Consider the following 26331-nt stretch of genomic DNA (forward strand, 5'->3'; position numbering starts at 1 on the left):
TTTCATTATTCCATTACACTACATCACACGCTTAAATAATTTTTCTAAATCGTACGTGGAGAATGATATCACAATCGGACGTCCGTGAGGACATGTATAGGGTTGTTTACAAGCAGCTAAACGCTCTAATAACGTATCAGATTCTAATGTCGTCAAACTCTGATTCGCCTTAATAGAGGCTTTGCATGAACATAGAATGGATGATTTCTCTCTTAATTTAGCCAGATCGATCACGCGTTCACTTAATACCCATTCTGCCATTTCCTCAACTAGAGCCTGCTCTTCTCCCTTAGGGAACCAATAGGGAAGCGATCGAACACGGAAGGTCTGTCCACCGAAATGTTCTAAGTATACCCCGACTTGTTCGAACCAAGTGAGTTTATGTTTCAATTGTTCCGATTCCGAAGGCGTAAATTCTAAGGTAATGGGCAATAACAGCTCTTGCGAAGCATCATTTGGTCGTCCAAATTGCTCATAATAAAATTCATAATTAATTCGCTCATGAGCTGCATGCTGGTCGATTAAATATAGCCCATCTTCATTCTGAGCTATCAAGTATGTACCATGATGTTGCCCAATAAGTGTCAACTCTGGAAACGGTGGAATATCCGGTGACCCATTCTTAGGAGTCGCATATACCTCAGGATTAAAAGGCACATTCTGCCCCGTTTGAGGTTTATTTCCCATAACCCCATTTACTCTATACTCATGGTTACTACGTTCTCTCAGCGGAGTATTTGCACTCGACGAACGAACATTATTGGCAGATCCACTATTCCTTACCCCTTCATTCTGGCCTGTTGAATTCGTTGCATATTGGGGGGATAAAGAAGCTCTGCTCGAATAGTTTTCCATCATATCAGATTGAACGGATTTATTCGACACATCCGATGTTCCATTCTCTTGATTCTTGGTGAATCGGAATTGTTCTTGTATAAAAGATGAACTTCCTTTGTTTCCTAAAGGATGCTTCACAGGTTGTGGGATGAGGACTTGTTGACGCAATACCGCATGAATCGATTGTTCAACAAATGGATATAATTCAGACTCTTTACTAAAGCGTACCTCAAGCTTCGCTGGATGAACATTGACATCCACAATCGAAGGATGCATCGTTAACGAAAGTATCGCAAGTGGATACCGATTAATAGGCAGTAAGGTATGATAGGCTCTCAGTATGGCATGATTCAGACCATTATTCCGAATATAACGACCATTCACAAAGGTTGATATTGCATTACGATTTGATCTTGTCCATTCTGGCATACTCACAAATCCTTGCATGCCGTAATCCATATCTTCAGCTTGTATCGGGAGCATTGCCTTCGCAGCTTGCGTCCCATAAATGGCAGCAATAACCTGAAGGAGATCTCCATTTCCTACGGTCTGCAATAACGTATTATCATTGTGTCTTAACGTGATTCCAATGCTCGGATGAGATAAAGCAATTCGATACATATAATCTGAAATATGACCTAGCTCAGTCTGGATGGTCTTCATATATTTCAGCCTTGCTGGTGTGTTGTAGAATAATTCTTTCACCAGAAAATCAGTTCCCCGAGGAGACGCGGAATCATCATTAGAGATCAAGTTTCCACCTTCAATGATAAGCTTTCGTCCCAATCCATCTTCTTGGTTAGAAGTGGTAAGTGTCACCTTGGATACCGCTGCAATACTTGGTAATGCTTCACCCCGAAAGCCTAGACTTGTAATATGAAAAAGATCGCGACCATTAGTAATTTTACTTGTAGCGTGACGATAAAAGGCAGACTCACAGTCTTCCGGTTCAATCCCTGAACCATTATCTGTTACTCGAATACTCTGAAGTCCACCTTCTTCGATCGTAACCTCAATCTTTGTACTCCCTGCATCAATCGCGTTTTCTACAAGTTCCTTAACAACGGAGGCAGGACGCTCCACAACCTCACCTGCGGCAATCTGGTTGGCTATGTGCTCATCCAATATGTGGATTTTGGCCATGGATTTTCCCTCTCTCTTTTCATTTATTTAAGTTTACAATGTGATACTTACCGCCGCTACGGTGACGGATTGTTCTTACGATCGCTGTTGCAGTCATATTTCTTGATTATATACTGCCTTCAGCAGTAGAAATCTGACCGCAAAGGCGAACGCTATCGCTTCTCCAGAACAATTCCGCCCCCTCCGCTACGTTTGCGCATGAAACAATGTAACACTCCGATTTCACTCAATACTTATATTCTTAAAATCACAAATCACTTCAACACCTTAATTCCTTAATCCCTTAATTACCTAGCACCTTAATTTCCCTTATATTTAGATCCCCTTCGCCTTCACACTAAGCTCGTGGAGTAATTGCATGGCTTGTAAGGGGGTCATGTTCATAAGATCGAGATTTTTCACAGAATCTATAATCTGAGTGACGTTACGGTTCATTGGAGCTATGGATTCTTTTTTGTGAGGTTTTACTTCCTCTTCATCAAAGATGGATAGCTGTACAACGTCACCGCCTTCTCTGATCTCGTCATCTACAACTATAGAGGTTGCATGTTTCTCCATTGCTGGCACGGCATATGCCTTAGTCGATGCTTCATTCGTTGACGTTAACGTTACTGTTTGTGCTGCCCCTGGTACTACTGCATCTTCAGTCGCTGGTATTCCTTTAACATTTGCTCCTTCTGTAGCAACGGCCACTTCTGAAGTAACAATTGCTTGTTCCAAACTTTCAAGAAGTCCATTCGCACGGTCAATAATAGAGTCAGGTAATCCTGCTAAGCGAGCGCAATAAACACCATAACTACTGCCAGCCGGACCTGGAATCAACTTGCGTAAGAAATGAACTTTATCTCCGCTCTCTTGCACGGCCATGGAGTAATTTCGTAATCCCTTCAAGCTTCCTTCGATATGGGATAATTCATGAAAATGGGTGGATACTAACGCTTTACAACCAATTTCGTCATGTACATATTCGATAACGGCTTGTGCAATGGCCATTCCCTCGCTGGTAGATGTTCCTCGACCAAGCTCGTCTATAATGATGAGACTCCGAGGGGTTGCTTTCTCTGTCATCACTTGAATATCTGCCATTTCTACCATAAAGGTACTTTGACCACCAATCAGGTCATCAGCTGCACCAATTCTCGTAAATATACGGTCTACCATCGGAATCTCTGCCCGACTCGCAGGGACGAAACAACCGATCTGCGCCATAATGGAAATCAAGGCTACCTGACGCATATACGTACTCTTACCCGCCATATTAGGACCTGTGATTAGTAAAATATTCGCTGAATCCTGTGACAGATTCGTAGCATTTGAGATAAATGCAGAATCCTTCATCACAGCCTCAACGACCGGATGTCGTCCACCCTCAATAATGAGGTCATAATTCTCTGTTAGTATAGGCTTCACGAAGCCATGTTCAGCACTTGTCGCTGCAAGAGATTGGTACACATCCAATTCAGCAACTTTCTCTGCCAGAGACTGCAGACGTGGAATTTGCTTATTAAGTTTCTCTCTTAACTCTGTAAAAAGAGAATATTCCAGATCCACCATCTTCTCCTGCGCTTCTAGAATGAGACTCTCTTTCTCTTTCAGTTCAGGTGTAATATATCGCTCTGCATTGGCAAGCGTTTGTTTCCGTTCATATCTACCTTCGGGTAAGGATCCAATATGAGATTTGGTTAATTCAATATAATATCCAAATACTTTATTGAAGCCAATCTTAAGAGACTTAATGCCAGTTGCCGCACGTTCTCTAGCTTCAAGCTCAGCAATCCACTTCTTCCCATTGATGCTAGCTTCCCGAAGCTCGTCCAAATGTTCATGATATCCAGGTTTGATTAATCCCCCATCACGGACGGATAATGGCGGTTCATCTTTAATCGCTTGATTAATTTCATCAAAAAGATCTTCACAGGCATCCATCTCTCTGGCAATTTTACCAAGCGTTAGGGATGGCGTTGCTGCACATAATTGTTTGAGAGACGGGATCTGGCCTAAAGACAATTTAAGTGCATTCAAATCACGACCATTCGCGTTACCAAAAGCTATTCTACCCACTAGTCTCTCTAGATCGTAGATTTCCCGAAGCGATTGTCGTAAATCTTCGCGTAATATGAGCTGGTTATATAGGAGTTCAACGGCTTCGAGCCGTTCCTCAATTCGACTCCGATGTAACAGTGGCTTATCTATTCTACGTCTTAATAAGCGAGCACCCATCGATGTCTCTGTTTTATCTAGAAGCCATAACAAAGAACCCTTCTTAGATCTTTCGCGGACCGTCTCCACTAATTCTAGATTACGCCGCGTAAAGGGATCTAATATCATGAAATGACCTGGTTCATAGGAAGAAATTTGTGTTAACTGGCCCAAGGAACGTCTCTGTGTCTCACTAAGATATGAGATTAGCACTGAGACACATAACGCTCTCTCCTGATCCAATCGAGCCCATGAAGCTTCACCGAATTGACTCCGGACCATCTTCTCATCTTTCTTATCCCACGACGTATAGACAACAGGCCGGTTTCCTTGAAGCTGTAAGGATCGAATGCTATCTAACATCCCTTGATCACCTATGATCTCAGAAGGTTCATATATATTAATCTCATCACGAAGCCATTCCAAAGAAGATGGAACCGAGGTGACATACAACTCCCCTGTAGAAAGATCACAAGCAGATAGGCTCATCATCCCGCTTGATGTTGTAACACATACTAAATAATTATTTGATTTATCCGAGATGTTCTTACTATCCATAATCGTTCCCGGTGTCACAACACGTACAATATCACGACGCACCATCCCTTTGGTGGTTGCCGCATCTTCAAGTTGCTCACAAATAGCAACCTTATATCCCTTTTCTATTAGACGCTGAATATAGCCCTCAGCAGCATGGTAAGGCACACCACACATCGGTATGCGTTCTTCCCCTCCACCTCCGCGCCCTGTCAGCGTGATCTCAAGCTCGCGAGATGCCAGAATCGCATCTTCAAAAAACATTTCATAAAAATCTCCCAGTCGGAAAAACAAAAAAGCATCTTGTGCTTGTTCTTTCACTTTCAAATATTGTTCAATCATCGGCGTATATTGGGCCATGAGTTACCTCCATAAATCTTCTTATACTAAGATTTATTATAGCACAGGAATATTCCATAGCGGACGGATATCCCGTGATTCATCCCATATCTTGCCGTTGGAAATATGAACCATTAAGGGATCGATATATTTGGCATACGCTGTATAATCACGAAGAGCTGTTAAATCTCTGAACAATGGCTCTACACAATCTCGGATCACATTCCTATTTCCTTCATAATAAGCTCTATGGATATTCTCTTGATGCAAAGGTCTCAGAGTTAATTGTTTATAATGAAGCATAATCAAATAAGCTAGGTATACAACACCCTTCGCTACGAGTGGAGATACTAAGAAACTGGGAAGTGTTCGATACTCAAACCCCCCATGCGGTTGCCTTCTGAAATCCCCTAGATAACCATACCGAGGCCGTCTAGATAAGCTTGTATGATCTTCAAGCAACATAACAGGAAGCGCCAAATAATTATCCAAAGCCTCCAAAAGGGACGTTGTGAGCACAATCCCACTGAAATGTAAGTGTCCACCTAATGGCAGACCAGGTATTGGCATTCCCCCAGCCATCCATATTAATGATCGATCTCGAATTAACTTCTTTGCGGAACCCATCGTGTGCATAAGCTCAATCAGTAAGCCTCGTGGTTCTAGACGTGGTCCAGGACGTAATTCCGCCACAGGGTAGCTAGTTACCCCTTCCATATGAACCGCATCACACCCCACCTCACCAACTCGTTCTAGAAATTCAGAAGCTGGAACAACTTCCATGGATGATGAATTGACAAGTAGAAATTCTGGATCCATACCCATCATTAACTGAATCCCATTCTTTTCTTCTTCACGTAAAACCTTATGTACATTTGCTCGTTGTTGTTTATATAATGCAGCCAACTTAGGTTCACGTAATTTCGATAATGGTGTAATCTGTTCTAACACATATTGGCGATCACCATAGGTTGAGATGATAGCTTCACCTGAATCTATACCTAACGTATATAAGCTTCGTACAGCCACCTTCGTTAATCTTTTCATTAAAGGATGATGTTCAATGTCCATTTCCGTTCTCCCAGAACCCTGCATTACACCTATTCTACTAGCACCAATTCCTAACTTACTGACTTCAATTCCACGTAAATTACATACTTGCACAGCATACCTGCTACGATAGATAGATGTGTGTTCACGTCCTGATCTACCTTCCATAAGCTGAGCTGAGACCCCAGAACGGATAAGTCGAGCTTGTGCCGCTGGGAGTGACATCGATTTATAGAGAGACTCTTCTTGATCCACTTACGTAATTCCCCCTTCACTCAAGTAGAAACGGTTAAGACGTCCTTTGGTTCAAGGAAGGCATTTGTTTCAGCAGAAATATAAGGATTTAAATAAAAACAAAAAAGGAGGGCATCCGCCCTCTACACAGACGCCCTCGAATCATATAATACGTTATACCATTTAAATCTTACCCTTGTTATTACAGGTCATCATCCAGTAAATCAGGGTCAAGGTCTTCATAATCTCCAGTATCCTCGCTGAATTCAAATTCCTTATCGTCATAATCTTCATGTCCGATCAGGACGAATACTTTGGTCTCAGCAATGAGTTCCACAGTGAATTCCCTTTCGACACGGATAATGACGCTTCCCCCACCCGAAGATACACTTGCTTCAACACAACTAGGTTCCTGCGTTGCCTCCGCAGATACCTCCACTGTTGAAGCACGGTGTCTTGGGTCTAGATACGACAGCGAGACAAATTCTACATACGGTACAGTTTCTTTGGCTACATCTGTCTGGGAATTTTTGTCGTAAGAATACCAAATGTTGATATCGTAAGTACCAATAACTTCAATTCCGTCTCCGGCCGCTACCGCTTCATATTGATGGTTTATAATCCATGCACCCAAGATACTGGTTGGATTATGAGGCGGAGTTACGGTATGTGTTACGGTAGAGAACTTACGACCTTTGCCGCAGATCGCTTTCGTTATGATCTCTCTACTTTGATGTTTACGACTTAATGACATCTTTGAACCTCCTCCATACAATCATTCACTACTAAGTGTATGCAGGAGGTAGGCAAAAGTTGATTAGCCCAGTGCAAATATTTTTTGAGAGAATCAACGAGATACTATTCTTCTTGACAAAGAGTGAGCCATATTAAGTATAGTCAGTACTGTAATTGGGCTACATACACCCTTTATTAAAGATATACTTAACCTGATCTACGTTAATTCCATCGCTTCACTACAATGAACTATGTAAATACTATTTTATTACATGATCTTACTTCAAGGCATATTCAACCCGCATTTTATTAGGGACAGGAGATTTATTCTTCTTCGCGATCTTCAAATACAATGATAATTCTCGGCATAATTGTAAAATAGAAGACCTAATCTCAAACTCATCTCTAGTGGTTGGGAGATCCATTTCTTTGAAATCTTGTTCCAACTCATGGAGTAAGACTTCTGTACGTCCCGTGTACATTTCCTCTGTAACGTCATGACTAAGTTGTTCGAATAAATCCGCAACCAAGTCAGCCTGAGGAAGTTTCTGATACACATCAGCAATTCGTTGCATCATTTGCATGATCAAATCCAGTTGTTCCTTGCGCATGTAAAAATAGATGTTCCAGGCTACGTCAGGACGTACCATCTGATTCTCCATCGCTCGAGTTGCTGCCAGTGACCCTTCATTAATCGCTTTACCCGCTTCAATAATCTCGTTACCGTCCCATAAATAATGAGGATCACGAAGCGTACAAGCCACTTGATTAAAGATTACAGCAAATAGCCCGTCCACCTTGTGACGAATCTCAAGCATCTGCTCTCCTCTTTTGGGCATATAGATCATATTAACGATCATGGCAGAGCCTAGTCCTACAACAAGCAGTTCAACCTGGGTTAACACGATATGAAGCGATAGGACACCTTCTCCAAATACACGAAACACAACGACTGAACTTGTCACGATCCCTTCTTTAAAGCTTGCCTTTACAATTAACGGAAATCCAAAGAGGACAAATAGAGCTAGTACCCAATAATGGAACCCAAATAGAGCGAATAGTCCACACGCAAAAAGGAGCCCCACGATGGAGGCGAAAAAACGAGCCGAAATCGTTCTAAGACTCCTTTTACGCGTAACTTCCACCCCTAGAATAGCTAACAGACCTGCAGCCTGCGGATTGGGAATACCAATTAGAGCTGCAATCTGAACAGAAATAAGTGTAGCTATAGCTGTTTTGATAACACGAAAACCCATGAGGACGCCTCTTTCTTCTATCATTATAATCGTAGTCTCATGGTACTTTATTTCATATTTCTACACAATGTGACATCTTACACTCCATGATAAGAATGTTTCTAATCGTTATTTATGTGACAACAACTTCCGCTCCATAAGGACAACAAGTTGATACATAACCGTTGCTACTACAGCAATAATGAACAAACTAGACATCACCAAGGTGAAGTTAAATACTTGGAATCCGTAGATAATTAAGTATCCTAACCCCATCTGTGCCACTAGAAATTCTCCGACAATAACACCAACCCAAGCTAGACCCACATTGACTTTCAGTGTGGAGATAATGGCTGGGAAAGATGCTGGAAAGATAACTTTTCGAAAAATATCTGATCGTGATCCCCCGAATGTTCGCACGACTTTAACTAGATTAGAATCCACTTCAGAGAAACTATTGTATACCACTAATGTGGTAATAATGACGATGACAGACAATGTAGTCACGACAATGGCCGTAAAGCCAGCACCAAACACTACGATAAATAGTGGTCCCAATGCTACCTTCGGCATACTATTAAACACAACCATATAAGGATCTAGCACTTTCGATAAGAACGGCGACCACCAGATAAGAATGGCTAGAACTGTTCCAAGTCCCGTCCCAAGTACGAAACCTACGACAGTCTCACCGACCGTTACTCCCAAGTGTCCCCAGAGTTCTCCGCTAATGACTTCTTGTGCAATATGTTTAAATATTTTACTCGGATAACTGAATAACAGTACATCGATCCATTTCAGCCTTCCAGCTGTCTCCCACAAAACGAATAACAACAATAACAATCCTAGCTGGACGGATAATATGTTCAGGCGTTGCTTTTTTTTGAAAGCAAGATGATTTTGATACATGGAAGTTAATTCGCTGTGCCTCGTGTCAGTAGACTCATCCTCCGTTCGACTTCTCCTTATCATCCTAATCGATCACCTCCTCACTTCTGCTCATTTGTCATTTCCATTGCACTCCAGATCTCGTGAAAGAGATGTTGGAACCCTTCCTGATCACGAGCATGAAAAGGTAACACTTCTCGAATGTTGTGGGGTACATCGAACGTCTTACGTATTCTTCCAGGATTGCTACCAAGTAAAATAATCCGATCGCTCATCGCAATCGCTTCGGATAGATCATGGGTAACAAGCACTGCCGTTTTGTTGCGTTCACGTAAAGTCCTAGATATCAAATCCTCTAATTGAAGTTTTGTCTGGTAATCAAGTGCAGAGAAAGGTTCATCTAGTAGCAATAGACTGGGATCCGTAGCCAGTGTCCGAACAAGTGCAACGCGTTGGCGCATTCCACCTGAGAGTTGTTGTGGATAAATATTTTCTTTCCCTTTTAGACCCATCTCTTCAAGCAGACCTGAAGTCACCTCTATACTTTCCGGTGTGACTCTTCCTGTTAACTCCAACCCTATGAGGGCATTATTTAGAATGGTACGCCAGGGAAATAAATAATCCTGTTGTAACATATAGCCTACCTCAGGTGTTGGTCCATCCAATTTGTGACCATTTACAAGGACTTCTCCGTGACTTGGTGTAAGTAGTCCTGCAATAATAGACAGAATGGTGGTCTTACCACATCCACTAGGCCCAACAATACTTACAAATTCTCCAGGAGCAACCGACATTTGAAGATGATCCACAGCCAGAGAGGCTTCGCGATCAGTGATATAGACATGGGCGACATCATTCAACTCAACAACAGGTACCATGTGCACTCTCCTTTTGGCAGGGATTACGTTATTTCACCGTCACTTTTGCCTTCTCTGCAAATGAATTATCTACAATCGCGTCTTGTGTCACCCGTTCCTTCAATTCGCCTGCATTATCCATAACGTCTAGAAGATTGTTCCATTCTGCTTCATCTAGTATAGGATCAGTAGCATACGTGCCTTGTTCTTGATAACGTTTCACTGCGGAGACAATGATCTCACGATCTGTATCTTTAAAATAGGGCATGATAGCATCCGTAATCTCTTCAGGCGTATGTCCTGCTACCCATTGCTGTGCTTTCTGAATGGCGTTCGTGAACTTCTGCACCGTATCCGCATTTTTCTTCATATAACTTTGTTTGCTCATAAACACGGTGTATGGAAGTTGCCCGCTTTCTACACCGAATGAGGCGACTACATGACCTTTACCTTCTTTTTCAAAAATGGAGGCCTGTGGCTCAAACAACTGTACATATTTCCCTGTTCCCGATGCAAAGGCTGATGCGATATTCGCGAAATCAATATTCTGAATTAATTCCAAATCGACATGTGGATCAATGCCTTTTTTCTTGAGTGTAAACTCCCCGGCCATTTGTGGCATACCACCTTTGCGTTGCCCTAAGAACACCTCACCCTTCAACTGATCCCAGCTAAATGTTCCACTGTCTTCTCTCGCAACAAGGAATGTTCCATCTGTCTGAGTCAATTGAGCGAAATTAATGACAGGATCCTCGGATCCTTGCTGATACACATAAATGGATGTTTCTGAGCCAACAAGTGCCACGTCTATCGCGTTCGATAACAATGCTGTCATCGTCTTATCTCCGCCGAAGGTCGTCTGTAGCTCGACATCTAACCCCTCATCCTTAAAGAAACCCTTCTCTATGGCAACATATTCTGGAGCATAAAATACTGACCGGGTTACTTCCCCAATCTTCACCTTCGTCGTAGCATCTTTCCCTCCGCACCCAGCAATGGCCGTCGTACAGAGAAGAAGAATACCTGCTACTGCAGTCAGCTTTTTTGTTCCTTTCCACATATGGTATCCTCCATTCTTTCGTATAAGATATGGCATCATATGCCCTCAGCCTACAAAAGGTTATTCATGTACTCTCATTTAAATCTCTAGGCAAAAAAAAGGCCCTGATTTTCTACTAATCGTAGAAGAATCAAGACCTTATGCAATAATCTCTATTTAATAGAGTGATTCAATAGTACTCAGACTATAATTTGTAAATTTCTTTATATTTCTCTTCCAAATAGTCCGCCAAGTAGTCTGGATTCAGTTCCTCACCTGTTACCTGTAATAAGATTTCTGTAGGTGTAAGACTCTTGCCATATTTGTAGATTTTGGTAGTAAGCCATTCTTTAATAGGTAATAGGTTGCCTTCTGCAATCCACTCATCATACTGAGGTAGCTCTTTACGGATGGTATGTAAGAATTGAGCTGCATACATATTACCTAGTGAGTAAGATGCGAAGTAACCAAAATCACCACCAGACCAGTGAACATCCTGAAGGACGCCAAGTCCATCATTTGGAGGTGTTACACCCAGATACTCTTGATATTTGGCATTCCATACCTCTGGTAAATCTTTAACCGATAATCCTTCGTTAAATAACATCTGCTCGATCTCATATCGAATAATAATATGCAGATTATACGTTAATTCGTCTGCTTCAATGCGGATCAGTGAATTCTCTACCCGATTAATAGCTCGATAGAATTCATCTACGGATACACCCTGCAGTTGCGGACCGAAATGTTGTTGCAAATCTCCATAATATCTTTCCCAGAACGAACGGCTACGTCCAATCATATTTTCCCATAAGCGTGACTGAGATTCATGTATTCCCATAGAAGTACCTTCAGCTAAAGGAGTCCCTCCGAGCTTAGCGTCAATGTTCTGCTCGTAAAGAGCATGTCCGCCTTCGTGTAAAGAACTGAATATCGCACTTGTTACATCATCTTGTAAATAATGTGTCGTTATCCGAACATCTCCAATGTTCAGTCCCGTAGCAAACGGATGTACACTCTCATCTTGACGTCCTGCTTGAAAGTCATATCCCATCTGTTCAAGAATGAAGAGGCCGAACTTCTCTTGTTGATCGATCTCAAATATTTGCTGTAGGAATCCATTGTCCGGTTGGTACTCAGACGCGTGAATTTTCTCAACTAGTGGCAATAATCGGCTACGTAATTGATTAAACAATTTATCTAATTTCGCAACGGTCATATCCGGTTCATACATATCAATGAGCGTATCGTATCTTGTTCCCTTGACTCCCCAATAGTCGATAAACTCTTGCTTCATGGCAACAATCTTACTCAAATAAGGTTCAAATCCAGCAAAATCGCTTGTTTCCTTTGCATCTTCCCATAGGGTTTGCGAATGAGCTGTTAATACGGAGTACTCTTGGAACTTTTCCGCTGGAATAAGCTTGTTTCGATCAAAGTCATTTTTACAATCTTTCACGATTTTAAGATCTATTTCATCCAGCTGTTCTGCAATTTCTGGTTTTGTAAAATATTCCAGATAGTTTCCCATCTCATCTGAGATTTGTAACTTAAACATTTCTGTATCTAACATTCCAATGGCCTCTGAGCGAAATTCAGCACCTTTACGGGGAGCACCCGTCCGTAGATCCCATTGCATTAAAGCTACAGCTTCATAATATCCTCTAATTTTACGAACTAACTCCCGGAATTGTTCTAATTTCATTTTTACTTGATCTTCCATTATGTGATCCACCTCACGAAAAAAATTATTGTTTCCTCTTGATGATACTTTTTAAGAAAAGTATAATCAACTTCTAAGAACGAAAATCGTTAAAATAAAAAGGAGGAAGAGGTCCCCCATGAATCACATTACTGAAGTATTAGAACACAATCGTCATTTTGTTGAGAACAAAGAGTACGAAGCCTATCGTACTAACAAATTCCCTGAGAAGAGAATCGTTGTTATCACTTGTATGGATACTCGCCTCACCGAATTACTTCCTAAAGCAATGAATTTCAAGAATGGTGACGTCAAACTCATCAAAAATGCAGGGGCTATTATTTCACAACCTTTCGGTAGTGTTATGCGTAGTGTGTTGGTTGCAATATATGAGCTTCAAGCAGATGAAGTCTTTGTCGTTGGTCACATGGATTGTGGTATGGCATCTTTGAACGCAGACCATATGATTGGACTCATTAAAGACCGTGGTGTCTCAGAAACCGTATTATCAACATTAGAGAATTCAGGAATCAAGTTAACGAAATGGCTACGTGGTTTTGATAATGAAAAAGAAGGCGTCATGGGTACCGTTGACATTATTAAAAATCACCCACTTCTACCTCCAAATATACCTGTTCACGGTATGATTATCGATCCAAATAATGGCGCTCTAGAGCTTATTGTAGATGGATACCTAACTGAATAATACACACTCACAAATTAGAAGCGGTGATACCGTCATTTTTCAAGGACGGTACCCGCTATATTTTAAACGAAGCGCGGATGACATCATCCGTGTCTTTTTTATATGCAATAACAGTTTGGTTGCCAAACCATACAGTTTAAGTGTACACTTCTTATCAGTGAAAAATTCATGATTAGGAGATATGCTCGTATGAATACACTTTCCTATGCACTCCTTGCTTTTCTTGCCCGGGAGCAGTCTTCAGGATATAATCTCATGCTTAATCTTCAACCTTTTTGGCCAGCGAAACATAGTCAGATTTACCCTCTCCTGTCGCAAATGGAGTCCGAAGAATACCTAACTTCATGTTGGATCGTACAATGTGAGAAACCAGACAAGAAGCTTTATACTATCACGGAGAAAGGTATATCAAAGCTCAAAGAATGGTTGTACTTACCTCTTACAGATCCCATCACACGAGATGAATTATCTATGAAAACATTCTGTATGTGGTTAACGGATTTAGAGAATGCTATGGATATGATTAAAAAAAGAAAAATCCATTTGGAAACCAAATTAGAGAAATTCAATCATAAAATAGGGGATAGAACGTTAGATACTCTGGAATTCGGAACACCTGAATTTTATGATTACATGTTACTCCAGAAAGGGATTCATACGGTAAGAGGTAATCTTGAATGGACGAATATGATGTTGGAAATACTTCATGTGCAACAAATTAAAACAAATCTAAATAATTAATTTGATTAATTATGAAACTTTAAATCTTTTAATACGTAGAGAATAATAGTTTCAACAAAATAAATATACAATACACTTAGGGGGATTATAACTTAATGAAGAAATGGCTTATGACAGTTATGGCATTTACTCTTATCTTTGCTACCGTTGCTCCGTCTACTAGCGTTGATGCGCGTCGTGGTGGTGGATATAAATCTAGTCCGAAATCATTTACGACTACACCGAAGAAATCAACTACGAACGATAATGTATCGAAATCTACAACAAGTAACAATAAATCTACAGCTGCAGGCACAACAGCGAAACGCGGATTCTTTAGCGGTGGTGGATTGATGAAAGGTCTAATGTTTGGTGGATTAGCTGGTATGTTGTTCGGTGGTATGTTCGGGAACATGGGATTCATGGGTAATTTCTTTGGACTAATCATTAACTTGCTTGCGGTTGTTGTTCTAATCTCTCTTGTCATGGCAGGATACAGAGCTTACAAGAACCGACGTAAACCAGATCCACGTGACGGAAGGTACTAATTGATATGGTTCTAACAATGGATGAAATTATAAATGCGATTTGCCTACACATAGCTGAACGCAAAGCTGTACGTCCTACAGATGTACTGGTTGAACTCAGTTGGGATGAAGAAGATGGTTATACCGCTGAAGTATGGGTGCAAGGTCGTAGTCAATTTCTAGTGGAGTCTAACATGATTGAAGCGATTCTTCGCTACCTACAAAGCGAATACAATATTCGTGCTTATCGCGAACAAGTAACGTTAGAACTCGATGAAGAAATTACGGCTAATGTAATTACAGACTAATATCACAAGCATAAACGGCCTCGCCGTCCTTTAGCGGCGAAGGAACGTTTAGCGTTGAAATATAAGACTATTTATAAGCCGAAATACTTATAAATTCTTATATTTTAGATAAGGGGTTGTCCTGCCATTTCAACATGGCTTTGGACAACCCCTTTTTCATATAGATCATACGCTATGTACGCTATGGCATTTCACGATTTCTCCGACGTTTAGACGTTTATTCGAAAATTTCAACACATAATAATCAACCACGATGATGATGCCCCCTACACAGATGGTAATATCGAGAGGGCTAGTCAAAGAGAAGGACAATATGCCATCCGAAATGAAGGATAGAACAATAGATTAAAATGTTTTAATTGAATTGAATTGAACAAACACCCGATGCAATATTGATCAGATTCGATGGTGCTAAAGGAAATATCCTGCCCCAAAAAACAAACCAGGCTCCTTTATTCTCAATTTTCCCCATCCACTCTGAACTCACTTTGCTAATTAGTAGACCCTGAAACCAGAAACGTGAGGCTAAGAATACGACAACACCACCTAAAAGACTGGTCACCCAACTCCATATGAAACCGTAGAACAGTCCGAACAGGGTGATATTCACTGAGATTACTAGGATCAGTGGAATAACAGTAAACATATTCTGAAGTATCATAATTACGAACATAAGGAACAAGATATACAGCATATTTTCATTCGCAACTTCACGGATCGTATCTATATCCACTTTTAACAAAAAATCCAATGCATCGGAATAACATAGCAAGAGTATTGTGATAACGCTCAAAGCTGCAAATGAAACAATTCTTGCTTTCTTCTTAATGGGTATTCACCTTGACTTTCCTTAATTATATTTTCGATCCGTTTTCAACCTCATACTGTCTCTATCTATTTATTGTGGGTAGGATAGCAACAAAACATTCTATCACTTTATTCTTCTTTATACCAGATTATGAGGCGTTTCCTTTCCATCTTTCAATGTGAATATCTACAGATCACGATCGTCATGTTAGCGCAAGGAGTTACATTCTTACTCTATAGGCACCTCTCCCCTACCCCCTAAATATAGTGTAGAGAAAGGGTGTGATGGGCTTGGGAAAAAATAATGAACAAGAGCAATGGGCTATCTTTTTAGCTGCGATCTGCGGACAGACCTATGCACAATTTGCAAACCTAGATGGGTTGTTCGTTGTTCCATCAGATTATTGGGTCACTGATACCATTCAAGCGAAATCCATCACCCATGTATGGGAACGCTTTGGGTTTATTCTGGAATCCCCACAGGAGATTATCATTGCCTTTAGGGGAACTAGCTCGAGGCCCAACTGGATCTCTAACATCAACGCCTCCCAAAGGAAGTTCCAATATATTAAAGAAGATTGTCTTACCCATCGCGGATTTACAGACATCTATTCCTCAGCTCGCGATGAGATCATCTCCACAGTTACTACGCTGTCTCCTGACAAAACGTTATATATTACAGGTCACAGCCTCGGTGCAGCACTAGCGACATTATGTGCTGTTGATATTGCAGCAAATACGCCTCACATTTCACCAAATTTGATTACATATGGCTCTCCACGCGTAGGTGACCCTACCTTCTCTAAAACGATCTCAAAGTACGTTCAGAATAGCCAACGGTTTGCGAATATATTTGACCTCGTAACCTATGCTCCTCCATCCGTCTACAAGTTGCCCAAGCGGGAAAAAAGGTATTATTACCGTCATGTCCAGACCCTCTCTTCCCTATCTTTCCAGAATGGATCTGTTGGCATTAATCATATGATTGGGAGCTATTTCGCAGATCTTTCCAAACTCCAGCCAGAATTTACGGAACAGTTATGTGTAACGAATCCTGGATTCTGTCCGGTCATTATAACAACGGAATCATTGGAGTAACTTTATATAGATTTATGTTCAATTTAGCAGGTAAAGTGTTGATTTAAGTATCGTAATTCCGTTGACAATATCTTGTCACACAGTTATATTGAATCTTATTAAAAATAATTTAATAAGTTATTTCGGTATTTCAGACCAGTTAGGAGTTACTCTCATTGAACAAAAAGTCATGGAAGTTTGATAGGAAATACACTTTACAATTAGCAACTATATTTTTAGGTTTTATCATTTTTGGGATCTCGGAGAATATTAAAGGTCCTGCTATTCCACGGATCCAATATGATTTCAATCTAAACGAAATGCAACTGGGTACGTTATTATCGCTTAATGCACTCGGTTATCTCATTGCCTGTTCCTTTACAGCTCTACTAACACGTAAAATCGGGATTAAAGCCGTCACCATGGTTGCCTTTGGATCCATGATGGTATCCGGTATTCTGATCTTTGTATCACGCACTTATCCTATTTTTTCTTCATCATATTTCATTATGTATATCGGCAATGGCATGCTAGAAATATCATTAGCTATACTCGGCGCACAGATTTTTGTAAAGAATACCGGTACGATGATGAATCTTTCGCATTTCTTTTACGGGTTGAGTTCAACCGTTGCCCCTATGATAGCTTCAGGATTGATGGCTGTCACAGTGTATGGTCATCTGGTAGACTGGCGTGGAATGTATCTCATCATGCTCCTTTTGTCGATCTTGCCGATGATTCCTGCCTTCTTGGGGACCTTTCCAGGAGATGACATAACGCAGGCAGAGAGAACTCCAGTGAAGGTACTGTTGCGTGATCCTGCTCTTTGGCTCCTTGTCCTGATCCTATCCTTTGGGGTTGTATCTGAACTCGCAGTGGGAGGATGGTTAGTTAATTTTCTGCAGAAGGCATATGGTTGGAATAACGTCTCGGCATCCGGGATGCTCTCTGCATTCTTTTTCTGCTTCTCAGCTGCAAGATTGTTGTTGGGACCCGTTACAGATAAAATAGGCTTCACATTGTCCCTTATCCTTGCTTCGGCCTTTTCGGCGATATGTACCTTTATTGCGATTGTGGGTGGAGAATCGGTCTCATTTCTATTCGCTGGCGCTGGACTCGGAATTGCCTTGATTTACCCTACCGTTATGGCCTTCATTTCCAAAAGATATCCTAATGATAGTGATAGTGCCATTACGTTTACAGTAACGATGATGGGCATTGGTAGTGTTATCGGAAATTATCTAATCGGCTTCATTACTAACAATGTAAGAGAAATTTTCGGAGTTGATTCTGAACTGGGCCTGTTACGCGGACTTCAGGCGGGTTATGGCTTCATTGGATTATGCGCACTTCTATGTGCTTTTTCTGGAATGGCATTATATAAATATTTAAAAGCTCGTAATGAATTAGTGTAAAAAAGGAGATAAACCATTCTCGCTCGTAAGCGATGATGATTTATCTCTTTTTGTGTACACACAGTTAAGTTATGAAATTACACATTTAAGATGAGCTGTAAACTTATTAGAGAGTTGTGCGTTGTATGTGTGGAGGAGGCAGACATGGCGAAAGAAACAATGAATGAATTTCTTCAGCAGGTAGGAACTATTTTATATAGATACTTAAGAAAACGCGGAATTACCCATGAGGATGCAGAAGATATCATGCAAGATACGTGTTATAAATTTTTATTACATAAGGATGGGATTCCATCAGATAAAGTCATGAGTTGGCTATTTCGTGTTGCTACAAATCAATTCTACGATCTGAAGCGAAAGGATACGCGTCATCCCACAATAGATGTTGATGATGTCCCTCTACTCTCTTTGACTAACCTTCCAGAAATCAGCATCCTACAAAAGGAAAAATCAAGGAATATCAGAGATACGCTTGAAACACTATCTGAATTTCACCAAGAAATGTTAATCCTTAAATTCGAGTTAGACTTGTCTTACAAAAGTATCTCATCGTTATTAAATAAGAATGAGAATACACTGAAAACGCATGTCGCACGTGCAAAGGAAAGATTCATAAAAAACTTCAAGGAGGATCTTTAATATGGACGAGGATCTGAATCATTTCTCATTTGATGAGAAACAAGCTAAAAAAATAATGAGGAAAGCAAAGCTACTGTCCACATTGAAAATGATTGGAGTCACCGTGATCATAACCCCCATTGTGTTGGTGTTATTATGGTATGGGTTCAGGACGTTGTCCCTCAATCAAGCACAAAAAACAATGAACGAAATAGTTATGTTTAATGAAATTAGTGCACCGAATATTCATATTAGTCATCAAACATACGACAACAATTGGTTTGGAGGAAAAATAGAAGCTAAAACCTATAAGTGGATTGGCGGAACCCCATATATTTGGGAATCCGTCGAAAGAAGGTACACATTATTGGGTCGCTCATCACGAATATATGGTTCACACGGATCCATTCCGTTAGATATACCATCAGAATCAAACCAATACCACCGATTTAATGCTGATACGGGTGATCGAGAGATGATCTTTTACCATCCTGAAGTTTCGTATGATACTTATAAAAACAGTATTAGAAATCTAAATCAAATGGATGACAATACATTAGTAGAGCTTGGATTATCATTCGATAAAGCATATACTTATACTGAGATCCAACGCCTACTTCCTTCTCAGGTAGACATCGTTTGGTGGTGGGTCGACGCCTACACAAAAGAATATTTAAATTATATGAAGCAAGTAAAGCTCATATTTTCTGCGGATGGTATGCTCATGTATGGGTTTCATTCAGAACAATTTGAGATAACCGGCGGAATGGACACTTTTATGACAAGTGTTGAACAGTTACGTGCCAGTAAGAGTTTCAAATGGGAAGCTGACCAAATCCATGAATCATTAGCGGGGGATAATAACATATTAGAACCAAATGATGTGAAAATTATTGGTACAGTTGTAACAGGGACAGCAGAACAATTAAAACAATTACAAGGGCAACCATTTATAAAAGCCTCTACATTTGGAGTAATATCTGACAAAAGAGTCATTCCTAACTAAATTCCTACCAACATTTTATGCTTTACAGAAGAAGTAATTGGGTAATATTCACTGATGAATGGGTGCACTTAACATGCACTTCAAAGCTAAGGGGGCAGTAGATGTATGAGAATTTATGCGTTGCCAATGATATGTCTAGTGATAATAGTAACTTTATTATCTGCTTGTGGAACAAGAACATATATAGAAGTATTTAAGGATAATCATCCTAACGCCGAAATATTACATGAAATAAAGACAGATAAGGGACTCGTCGTTATATTCAGTGAGAAACAGAACGTTGGTGCCGCCGTGTTATCACCCGAGGGTAATAGCTGGTCCATTACTAGTTCCAATGAATTTACTTCTGATGACGGGATTACCTTTGGCATTGTAAATAAAGGAGCAGATGACGAAATTTTATTCGGACAAATAAAAGACTTCAACATTGTGAAAGTGCAATTAAAGAAAGATAACGGCGATGTGATTGAAGCTACTTTACTTGGACCGAACCAACCCTTTTGGTATTTGAAATGGAAATACGATAACGCCGAATTAATTGGTTTATCTAAAGAGGGTACTATACTATATCAATCGAGCTTTCAAAAATAATAGATGCCGCACATACTCAATCGAAAACAAACAAGACGCTAGCGAATTGCTAGTGTCCTGTTTGTTAACTACAACCTTCACATATCAAATTAATCAACGGGTATCTCTATCACTTTATTGTAAACTTTCATATAGTGCATACCTTCTATTAATAGTTCCTCTGGTTGAATGGGTGTATCAAATAATAAAGTACGTTCCTTCAATATACTTCCGTCTTGTTGCTCTACATTTTTTTGGTTTATTGTTGTATTTAGTGGCGTTATCTCATCTTTTGTTGCTATAGATACACCGTCAAGCATGACATCATCATCTGTAGCGATCGTTATTTCTAATCCTTGTGATGTCTTTGACACATCCTTTACCCATAATTTTTTACCTTCTAGTATATATGGTTCATTGCCCATCGAAGCGAGGGACAGCTTTTCTTCTAGCTTTTGGTATCCAATAAACTCTTTAAAAACTAATTCAAGTGAATGTAACTCTTTGGGCAATGTATCATAGCGGATATCAAATGTTCTCCTACCTAGTGAAGATTGCGTGCCGCTACCCATTAATTCAATTGGTGTTCCATTAGCAATTAATTCTATTCCTTCATAAGTAGTATCCCCTCTATCAAAGTTTGCGACATTCATGGATCCCTCGATCATTGTCATTGTTGGTGTAGCTGTTATCGACTTGAATGTTATCGTACCTTTATCAACTTTAACCTTCTTATTGAGAGACTTTTTAATCTGAGTTTGCATAGCCTTATTTGGATTATAAGGAAAAGTAATCGTCCCTTCTGACATCTGACCGTTCTGTAGGGACTGCCAAAAGTGCACCGTTAATTTTTTTGCAAACGGACTTACACTATCGAACGACAATGTTCCTTTGATCTCCGTATGATTCTCATTAATTAATGATTCGCCACCTCCTACATTTGAATCCGTTAAAAACCCACTTATGTTTAAAGGTCTAAACAGGTCAACATTGTGCTCCTCTAGCCCATTTGAATTGGTTAGTGTGTAGTACATGATGAATTGATTGGCGTCCGATATGATACCGTTAATGATAAGATCTGTACCGTCTTCTAACGTTGTTTTTTTATCTATCATTTGACCCATACCTTCATCGTTTAGTTGTTGTAATGTGCCATGAATTACGTCATCAAACCCTAAAAGTTTCTTGCCATAATAAGCAAAAGCATTGTAGTTATTTCCGGTTATCACGGTGACCAACAATACGACTGCTGCGATCTTCCATATCGGGGCTATTCGTTTCGATCTTTTGGGTGTAGCTGTGTTTAAAGCATTTTTTAATCTCATTTCTAATTCTTCTGGTGCTATTATGGCATCCACACGTAATTTCTCTTCAGCTAATTGTTCCTCAACTGTTTTCATCTACATCCCCCCTGTAATGATCTCTTAGAATTTTCAACCCTTGAAACACCCTTGACTTAACGGTCCCAATCGATACATTTGTCATCTCAGCTATGGTCTGATAGTCGAAATCATGAAAGTATTTTAGTTGAATCGCTTCTTTTTGATACTCATTGACAAGTAATAGCATGGCTTGTATATCCATCTGTTGATCACTATTACGGTAAGGATCGATAATCGGGGCATTGTCTATTCCCTTCTCATTCGTAGCATTCCAATCATCAAATAACACCAGCTTGTTCCGCTTAAGAAGATAACTTTTACAACGATTCACCAAGATGGTCTTACTCCAACTGTAAAAAGCCTCTTCTTTCTTAAGCTGATCGATATTTTCGTATAATTTTACGATCATTTCCTCCATTACATCCATCGCATCATGTGCATTCCCCGTATAGGTGAGAGCAAGCCTATAATAATCGTCTTTCTCAGCCATAATGAGTTGAAGTAGTGCTTCTTTATTTCCCCTTTTTGCCTTTTTCACCAACCGAACGACATTCATTTCTTCACCTCTCTCCCCTATAAGAGTAATGACCCTAGTAAAAAGTTCATTTTTCTTCAAAAATAAATATATTCCATTGCTAGTGTTCCCATTCACGAAAAAAAAAGCACTAGCCATGGGCGAGACAACTGAAAAACCTGTTCGTTACGAATCTGTAAAAGTGGCAAAATAGATAAAGGCGAATTTTCACTCCATTTCGAGTAAGAATTCACCTTTATTTATGTATATTCTCATGCTTTTTACTAATATTCTTTTGAGATTGACTGAGGTTGAGGAATTGTTGGTTTGGAATCATCCGAGTCTCACCTAGAATTAATACATTTATTATACAGCAAAGCAAAACAGGACACCCTTCCTCGATCTTTTCGAGGAAGGGTGTCCTGAAATGGAGTTCTCATGGCCTTCTAAAAGACCTTTATAAATTAAAAACATTAGAGGAGTGTAGCGAAGGGGAAATTTGAAACTGTAGGAGCGATAGCGACCGCCTTTGTCTCCGGATTTCATCCGCTAACAGCGGTACAATTCAAGAAATATGGAGACAACAGCGGCCGAAAGTTCAAATATTCCTCGTAGCTACAACTGACTCCTTAGATGTATAGGTCTCAATTTAGTAGGGTCTTTTTCAGTGGCCTCGCCAAGGCTAGTGCCCTTCATAACGAATACATATCTCTACTTCTCGTTCAAATACACAGCCTTACCTGTTTGTGCAGATTCATAGATAGCTTCTAGTATTAAAGAAACAACATAGGCCTGTTCAGGAGTTACAACCGGGTCCTTATCCTGTTCGATCGCTTCAATCCACATTCTCAATTCTATATCAGGTGCACTCTCTGCATTTCCTTCATAGTAGGCAACACCACCTGCACCAAGTTCAATGTCATTTGTGTACAGACGGCTATATTTCTCTCCGTTAATACGAAGTCCATTCTTCATATCGGCGCCTGCTTCAGTCCCACTTAAGCTACACTTGGCTTCATCCACATCAAGTGAATTGAGCGCCCAGCTTGCTTCCAGCATAATCGTTGCCCCATTCTCCATCACAATCATCCCAAATGCCGAATCCTCAACGGTGAATTTCTTCGGATCCCATGGTCCCCAAGCATTCGCAGCATCTTCCTTTTGAGAAAGTTCATGATATTTAGTGCCTAGAACGATTTGGGGCTTATAGTTATCCATCATCCATAGAGTTAGATCCAGCGCATGGGTTCCGATATCAATAAGAGGGCCCCCCCCTTGTTTCTCCTCATCGAGGAAAACTCCCCATGTTGGTACAGCTCTTCGTCTGATTGCATGTGCCTTTGCATAGTAGATATGACCAAGATCCCCTGATTCACATACTTTTTTCAAATACAAGCTGTCTTCCCTATATCGATTGTCATATCCTATCGTTAGTTTCTTACCTGTACGTTTGGCGGCTTCGACCATTCTCTTGGCATCTGCTGCTGTCTTGGCCATTGGCTTTTCACACATAACGTGCTTTCCAGCTTCTAGCGCAGCAATAGAAATATCCGCATGAGCGTCATTAGGCGTAAGAACATGAATAATATCAATAGAACTATCTTTTAGCAATTCTTCATAATCCGTATAGATCACAGCGTTATCACTTCCGTATTTACTCGCTGCTTCTTCAGCCCGCTCTTTAATAATATCGCAAAAGGCAACAAGCTCTACCTTGCTTTGCTTACTTAGACTTGGAAGATGTTTACCATTTGCAATTCCACCACAACCGATGATTCCTACACGAAACACTTTACTCATATCATTTCACCCTCGCTTCTAATTTTTAATTGATTTGCTTCACAAGTCGATAATTTCCTGGTGTCATACCAAACCTTTTGCGAAAAACAGTATGCAAGTACGTAGCGTTCGTAAACCCTTCTGATTGCGCGATTTGCTCTATGGGATCACTACTTTCTTCAAGCTTGCGACAAACCCCTTGTAATCGTATGTCTTCCAGAACTCGGCTGAAGGATCTTTCTGCATTAACATGCTTAAATACGCGTTGTAACTGCCTAGAACTAATATTCAGCTTTTCTGCTACATTCTCTAAGGTAACCGTTCCAGAATGATTCGCCTCAATATACTGAATAGCGTAATGATATCGATAAGTTAACATATCTCTGACTGGTGCTTCTGTAACCAACTCATCCGAATCATAAGCTCTTACTGCCTTCAATAAAATACTGATGACGAGATGCTTAATAGAGGTATAGTATCCCGTCAACTTCCCATCACAAGCTTCATAAGCTTCAAGAAAACACTTCATCGCTCTGTGATAATCTTGTGCGGGTATCGGCGGTAGTTGCCTTAGCTTCTCAACACAGGCTTCGGCTTCAACAACCTCCCAAGGATCTACTTCATCCCTGATCTTGTCTTGAATATCAACATGTAGACACAGTTCTTCCATCGATTCTTCTGAATCCGCCTCTTGACGATGCATAACACCCGGTCCAGTTAAATAGAACATTCCCTCCGATAGAGGATAGCTTAGATCGCCAAGGATGACTTCACCCTTTCCTCGTGGAATAAAATGAAATTCAAATTCGGAATGATTATGGAAATCAATGATTTTTCCCGGTGGAAAGGACGTCAAATGAAAAGTAAGAACTGTAATCTCGTAATGACCCCAAGAAATCGAAATATCCAATCTTTCAAGCATATCCGGCTTCTCAAACATCATCTCATATGGAAAGTGACTCAACGTTAAATCCTCCTAAACAAGTTCAGTTAACCGAATAACACGACTTTCTTTAGCCGAGCGATTCGCTGCTTCCATTAATCGCGTAAGCTCTACAGCCATTTTAAGATTTTCGATTGCGAGTGTATTATCTTTAATATGATTAACCCATTGATGGAATGCGCTTTCACGATTAGTATGTAGAGGAATTTCTGTCCAGTCTTGTTCACTATCCGTTGACTTGTTGGATCTGAGAAGAAGCTTATCCTCTGGCGTGCCGTATAGAAGAGTCCCCTCGGTCCCATGAACTTCAATGGTAAACGGTGAATGACTATTGACGAAGCCAGCTTCCACTACACCAATCGCTCCCGAATCTGTAAATAGTGTTACTACTGCATTATCTTCCACTTCCTTACCTGTGACATAACCAAAATTTGCACTTACACCGGTCACATCTTGACCTAAGAAAAGCTTCGTTAAATACATGGGGTGGCATCCTAAGTCAATTAAAGCTCCCCCCGCGCATTGCTCCAGACTAAAGAAATGATCAGGAAGCCAGTTGGAAATAGCACCATTGTGGGATAAGCGAACTCTAACGTAAGTAATCTCTCCGAGTAACCCTTGATTTAAAATGTCTTGTATGGTTAATGTGTATCCATCATTTAAACGAGGTAAGGAGATTGTAAATTTCACTTCATTCTGGGCAACCTCTGTCATAATCTCATTGACCTCTTGTAGTGTTGGGGCAATAACCTTTTCTGTGAAGATATGTTTACCCGCTTTGGCAGCAGCAACCAGAACATCTCTATGCATGTTGGTTGGAGCATCTACAATGACGGCATCTATATCCTTTTGTGCAAATAACTCATCAAGCGAATGGTAAAATGGGACATTTAAGCTGTCAGCAGCCGTTTGCCCACGTTCATGATCTTCGTCCCATACAGCAGTAATAACGGTATCCTCATGTTCTTGAGCTTGCTTCGTGTAATCCCAAGCATGTACATGCCAAAAGCTGATCTTCCCTATTCTAATGGTCATTTACTTGCGCCTCCATTATATGTTATTCTGACATCTAACTATAAAGTATCATATAACAAGCACCATTATTAGTAGGTAAATACGACATTATGTATGCAATATTACGACATGAATGATATAATAAAATAT

At 40.3% G+C, this 26331-nt stretch carries 24 protein-coding genes; 9 read left to right on the top strand and 15 right to left on the bottom strand.

What is annotated here, in order from left to right; all coding sequences use genetic code 11:
• Positions 1-18 precede the first annotated feature (18 nt).
• From mutL to AC1D69_RS16740, 9 genes are all read right to left on the bottom strand, one after another.
• Positions 19-1980: a DNA mismatch repair endonuclease MutL gene (gene mutL, locus AC1D69_RS16700; RefSeq protein WP_495457275.1), complete on the bottom strand. Its 1962-nt coding sequence runs from the start codon at positions 1978-1980 to the stop codon at positions 19-21.
• A gap of 315 nt (positions 1981-2295) precedes the next feature.
• Positions 2296-5076 (bottom strand): DNA mismatch repair protein MutS, encoded by a 2781-nt coding sequence (gene mutS, locus AC1D69_RS16705; RefSeq protein WP_495457276.1) that lies wholly within the window; start codon positions 5074-5076, stop codon positions 2296-2298.
• A gap of 36 nt (positions 5077-5112) precedes the next feature.
• Entirely contained in the window at positions 5113-6360 is a 1248-nt protein-coding gene (locus AC1D69_RS16710) for a putative amidoligase domain-containing protein (RefSeq protein ID WP_495457277.1), read from the bottom strand.
• 181 nt (positions 6361-6541) lie between these two features.
• On the bottom strand, positions 6542-7093 hold the full coding sequence (locus tag AC1D69_RS16715; RefSeq protein ID WP_068648547.1) for an outer spore coat protein CotE: 552 nt from the start codon (positions 7091-7093) through the stop codon (positions 6542-6544).
• Between the two features lie 259 nt (positions 7094-7352).
• The gene (locus AC1D69_RS16720) at positions 7353-8330 is read right to left on the bottom strand and encodes an aromatic acid exporter family protein (RefSeq protein WP_495457278.1); all 978 of its coding nucleotides are present in this window, start codon (positions 8328-8330) and stop codon (positions 7353-7355) included.
• Positions 8331-8438: 108 nt separating this feature from the next.
• Positions 8439-9218 (bottom strand): ABC transporter permease, encoded by a 780-nt coding sequence (locus AC1D69_RS16725; protein ID WP_495457351.1) that lies wholly within the window; start codon positions 9216-9218, stop codon positions 8439-8441.
• An 80-nt stretch (positions 9219-9298) separates the two neighbouring features.
• Entirely contained in the window at positions 9299-10075 is a 777-nt protein-coding gene (locus AC1D69_RS16730) for an ABC transporter ATP-binding protein (protein ID WP_495457279.1), read from the bottom strand.
• A 28-nt stretch (positions 10076-10103) separates the two neighbouring features.
• Complete coding sequence (locus tag AC1D69_RS16735; RefSeq protein WP_495457280.1) at positions 10104-11114, bottom strand: ABC transporter substrate-binding protein; 1011 nt, start codon at positions 11112-11114, stop codon at positions 10104-10106.
• 184 nt (positions 11115-11298) lie between these two features.
• Positions 11299-12816, bottom strand: coding sequence for a carboxypeptidase M32 (locus AC1D69_RS16740; protein ID WP_495457281.1), 1518 nt, complete (start codon positions 12814-12816; stop codon positions 11299-11301).
• A gap of 118 nt (positions 12817-12934) precedes the next feature.
• Between AC1D69_RS16740 and AC1D69_RS16745 the strand changes: the two genes are divergently transcribed.
• From AC1D69_RS16745 to AC1D69_RS16760, 4 genes are all read left to right on the top strand, one after another.
• A complete protein-coding gene (locus AC1D69_RS16745; RefSeq protein ID WP_495457282.1) occupies positions 12935-13501 on the top strand; it encodes a beta-class carbonic anhydrase in 567 nt (188 codons plus the stop codon).
• 189 nt (positions 13502-13690) lie between these two features.
• Positions 13691-14242: a PadR family transcriptional regulator gene (locus tag AC1D69_RS16750; protein WP_495457283.1), complete on the top strand. Its 552-nt coding sequence runs from the start codon at positions 13691-13693 to the stop codon at positions 14240-14242.
• A gap of 95 nt (positions 14243-14337) precedes the next feature.
• Complete coding sequence (locus AC1D69_RS16755; protein ID WP_495457284.1) at positions 14338-14769, top strand: hypothetical protein; 432 nt, start codon at positions 14338-14340, stop codon at positions 14767-14769.
• Positions 14770-14774: 5 nt separating this feature from the next.
• The gene (locus AC1D69_RS16760) at positions 14775-15056 is read left to right on the top strand and encodes a YxcD family protein (RefSeq protein ID WP_495457285.1); all 282 of its coding nucleotides are present in this window, start codon (positions 14775-14777) and stop codon (positions 15054-15056) included.
• A gap of 355 nt (positions 15057-15411) precedes the next feature.
• On the opposite strand, the gene AC1D69_RS16765 is transcribed toward AC1D69_RS16760, so the two are convergent.
• Positions 15412-15849 carry a TVP38/TMEM64 family protein gene (locus tag AC1D69_RS16765; protein ID WP_495457286.1) on the bottom strand — a complete coding sequence of 146 codons (438 nt, stop codon included), beginning with the start codon at positions 15847-15849 and terminating at the stop codon, positions 15412-15414.
• A gap of 299 nt (positions 15850-16148) precedes the next feature.
• On the opposite strand from AC1D69_RS16765, the gene AC1D69_RS16770 reads away from it, so the two are divergent.
• The 5 genes from AC1D69_RS16770 to AC1D69_RS16790 all read left to right on the top strand — a co-directional run bounded on the left by AC1D69_RS16770 (position 16149) and on the right by AC1D69_RS16790 (position 20570).
• A complete protein-coding gene (locus AC1D69_RS16770) occupies positions 16149-16961 on the top strand; it encodes a lipase family protein (protein ID WP_495457287.1) in 813 nt (270 codons plus the stop codon).
• A 155-nt stretch (positions 16962-17116) separates the two neighbouring features.
• On the top strand, positions 17117-18355 hold the full coding sequence (locus AC1D69_RS16775) for an MFS transporter (RefSeq protein WP_495457288.1): 1239 nt from the start codon (positions 17117-17119) through the stop codon (positions 18353-18355).
• Positions 18356-18499: 144 nt separating this feature from the next.
• Complete coding sequence (locus tag AC1D69_RS16780) at positions 18500-18994, top strand: RNA polymerase sigma factor (protein WP_495457289.1); 495 nt, start codon at positions 18500-18502, stop codon at positions 18992-18994.
• Between the two features lies 1 nt (position 18995).
• Positions 18996-19979: an anti sigma factor C-terminal domain-containing protein gene (locus AC1D69_RS16785; RefSeq protein ID WP_495457290.1), complete on the top strand. Its 984-nt coding sequence runs from the start codon at positions 18996-18998 to the stop codon at positions 19977-19979.
• Between the two features lie 105 nt (positions 19980-20084).
• Positions 20085-20570 (top strand): hypothetical protein, encoded by a 486-nt coding sequence (locus AC1D69_RS16790; RefSeq protein ID WP_495457291.1) that lies wholly within the window; start codon positions 20085-20087, stop codon positions 20568-20570.
• An 89-nt stretch (positions 20571-20659) separates the two neighbouring features.
• Here AC1D69_RS16790 and AC1D69_RS16795 read toward each other — a convergent pair whose 3' ends face one another.
• The 5 genes from AC1D69_RS16795 to AC1D69_RS16815 form a co-directional block, all read right to left on the bottom strand.
• A complete protein-coding gene (locus AC1D69_RS16795) occupies positions 20660-21949 on the bottom strand; it encodes a DUF4179 domain-containing protein (protein ID WP_495457292.1) in 1290 nt (429 codons plus the stop codon).
• On the bottom strand, positions 21936-22487 hold the full coding sequence (locus AC1D69_RS16800) for a sigma-70 family RNA polymerase sigma factor (RefSeq protein ID WP_495457293.1): 552 nt from the start codon (positions 22485-22487) through the stop codon (positions 21936-21938). The genes AC1D69_RS16795 and AC1D69_RS16800 overlap by 14 nt, the downstream gene beginning before the upstream one ends.
• Before the next feature lie 669 nt (positions 22488-23156).
• Positions 23157-24245: a Gfo/Idh/MocA family protein gene (locus AC1D69_RS16805; protein ID WP_495457294.1), complete on the bottom strand. Its 1089-nt coding sequence runs from the start codon at positions 24243-24245 to the stop codon at positions 23157-23159.
• A gap of 25 nt (positions 24246-24270) precedes the next feature.
• A complete protein-coding gene (locus AC1D69_RS16810; RefSeq protein WP_495457295.1) occupies positions 24271-25188 on the bottom strand; it encodes a helix-turn-helix domain-containing protein in 918 nt (305 codons plus the stop codon).
• 12 nt (positions 25189-25200) lie between these two features.
• Complete coding sequence (locus AC1D69_RS16815) at positions 25201-26202, bottom strand: Gfo/Idh/MocA family protein (protein WP_495457296.1); 1002 nt, start codon at positions 26200-26202, stop codon at positions 25201-25203.
• Between the last annotated feature and the right edge of the window lie 129 nt (positions 26203-26331).

The organism is Paenibacillus sp. Y301 (genome assembly GCF_059445505.1).

Excerpts from the sequence above, each read along its gene's own strand:
- AC1D69_RS16780 (WP_495457289.1), top strand. The coding sequence starts at position 18,500 with ATGGCGAAAGAAACAATGAATGAATTTCTTCAGCAGGTAGGAACTATT.
- AC1D69_RS16725 (WP_495457351.1), bottom strand. The coding sequence starts at position 9,218 with ATGTATCAAAATCATCTTGCTTTCAAAAAAAAGCAACGCCTGAACATA.
- AC1D69_RS16795 (WP_495457292.1), bottom strand. The coding sequence starts at position 21,949 with ATGAAAACAGTTGAGGAACAATTAGCTGAAGAGAAATTACGTGTGGAT.
- AC1D69_RS16715 (WP_068648547.1), bottom strand. The coding sequence starts at position 7,093 with ATGTCATTAAGTCGTAAACATCAAAGTAGAGAGATCATAACGAAAGCG.
- AC1D69_RS16760 (WP_495457285.1), top strand. The coding sequence starts at position 14,775 with ATGGTTCTAACAATGGATGAAATTATAAATGCGATTTGCCTACACATA.
- AC1D69_RS16730 (WP_495457279.1), bottom strand. The coding sequence starts at position 10,075 with ATGGTACCTGTTGTTGAGTTGAATGATGTCGCCCATGTCTATATCACT.
- AC1D69_RS16750 (WP_495457283.1), top strand. The coding sequence starts at position 13,691 with ATGAATACACTTTCCTATGCACTCCTTGCTTTTCTTGCCCGGGAGCAG.
- AC1D69_RS16755 (WP_495457284.1), top strand. The coding sequence starts at position 14,338 with ATGAAGAAATGGCTTATGACAGTTATGGCATTTACTCTTATCTTTGCT.
- AC1D69_RS16720 (WP_495457278.1), bottom strand. The coding sequence starts at position 8,330 with ATGGGTTTTCGTGTTATCAAAACAGCTATAGCTACACTTATTTCTGTT.
- AC1D69_RS16800 (WP_495457293.1), bottom strand. The coding sequence starts at position 22,487 with ATGAATGTCGTTCGGTTGGTGAAAAAGGCAAAAAGGGGAAATAAAGAA.
- AC1D69_RS16805 (WP_495457294.1), bottom strand. The coding sequence starts at position 24,245 with ATGAGTAAAGTGTTTCGTGTAGGAATCATCGGTTGTGGTGGAATTGCA.
- mutS (WP_495457276.1), bottom strand. The coding sequence starts at position 5,076 with ATGGCCCAATATACGCCGATGATTGAACAATATTTGAAAGTGAAAGAA.
- AC1D69_RS16745 (WP_495457282.1), top strand. The coding sequence starts at position 12,935 with ATGAATCACATTACTGAAGTATTAGAACACAATCGTCATTTTGTTGAG.
- AC1D69_RS16740 (WP_495457281.1), bottom strand. The coding sequence starts at position 12,816 with ATGGAAGATCAAGTAAAAATGAAATTAGAACAATTCCGGGAGTTAGTT.
- AC1D69_RS16785 (WP_495457290.1), top strand. The coding sequence starts at position 18,996 with ATGGACGAGGATCTGAATCATTTCTCATTTGATGAGAAACAAGCTAAA.
- AC1D69_RS16815 (WP_495457296.1), bottom strand. The coding sequence starts at position 26,202 with ATGACCATTAGAATAGGGAAGATCAGCTTTTGGCATGTACATGCTTGG.
- AC1D69_RS16735 (WP_495457280.1), bottom strand. The coding sequence starts at position 11,114 with ATGTGGAAAGGAACAAAAAAGCTGACTGCAGTAGCAGGTATTCTTCTT.
- AC1D69_RS16770 (WP_495457287.1), top strand. The coding sequence starts at position 16,149 with ATGGGCTTGGGAAAAAATAATGAACAAGAGCAATGGGCTATCTTTTTA.
- mutL (WP_495457275.1), bottom strand. The coding sequence starts at position 1,980 with ATGGCCAAAATCCACATATTGGATGAGCACATAGCCAACCAGATTGCC.
- AC1D69_RS16790 (WP_495457291.1), top strand. The coding sequence starts at position 20,085 with ATGAGAATTTATGCGTTGCCAATGATATGTCTAGTGATAATAGTAACT.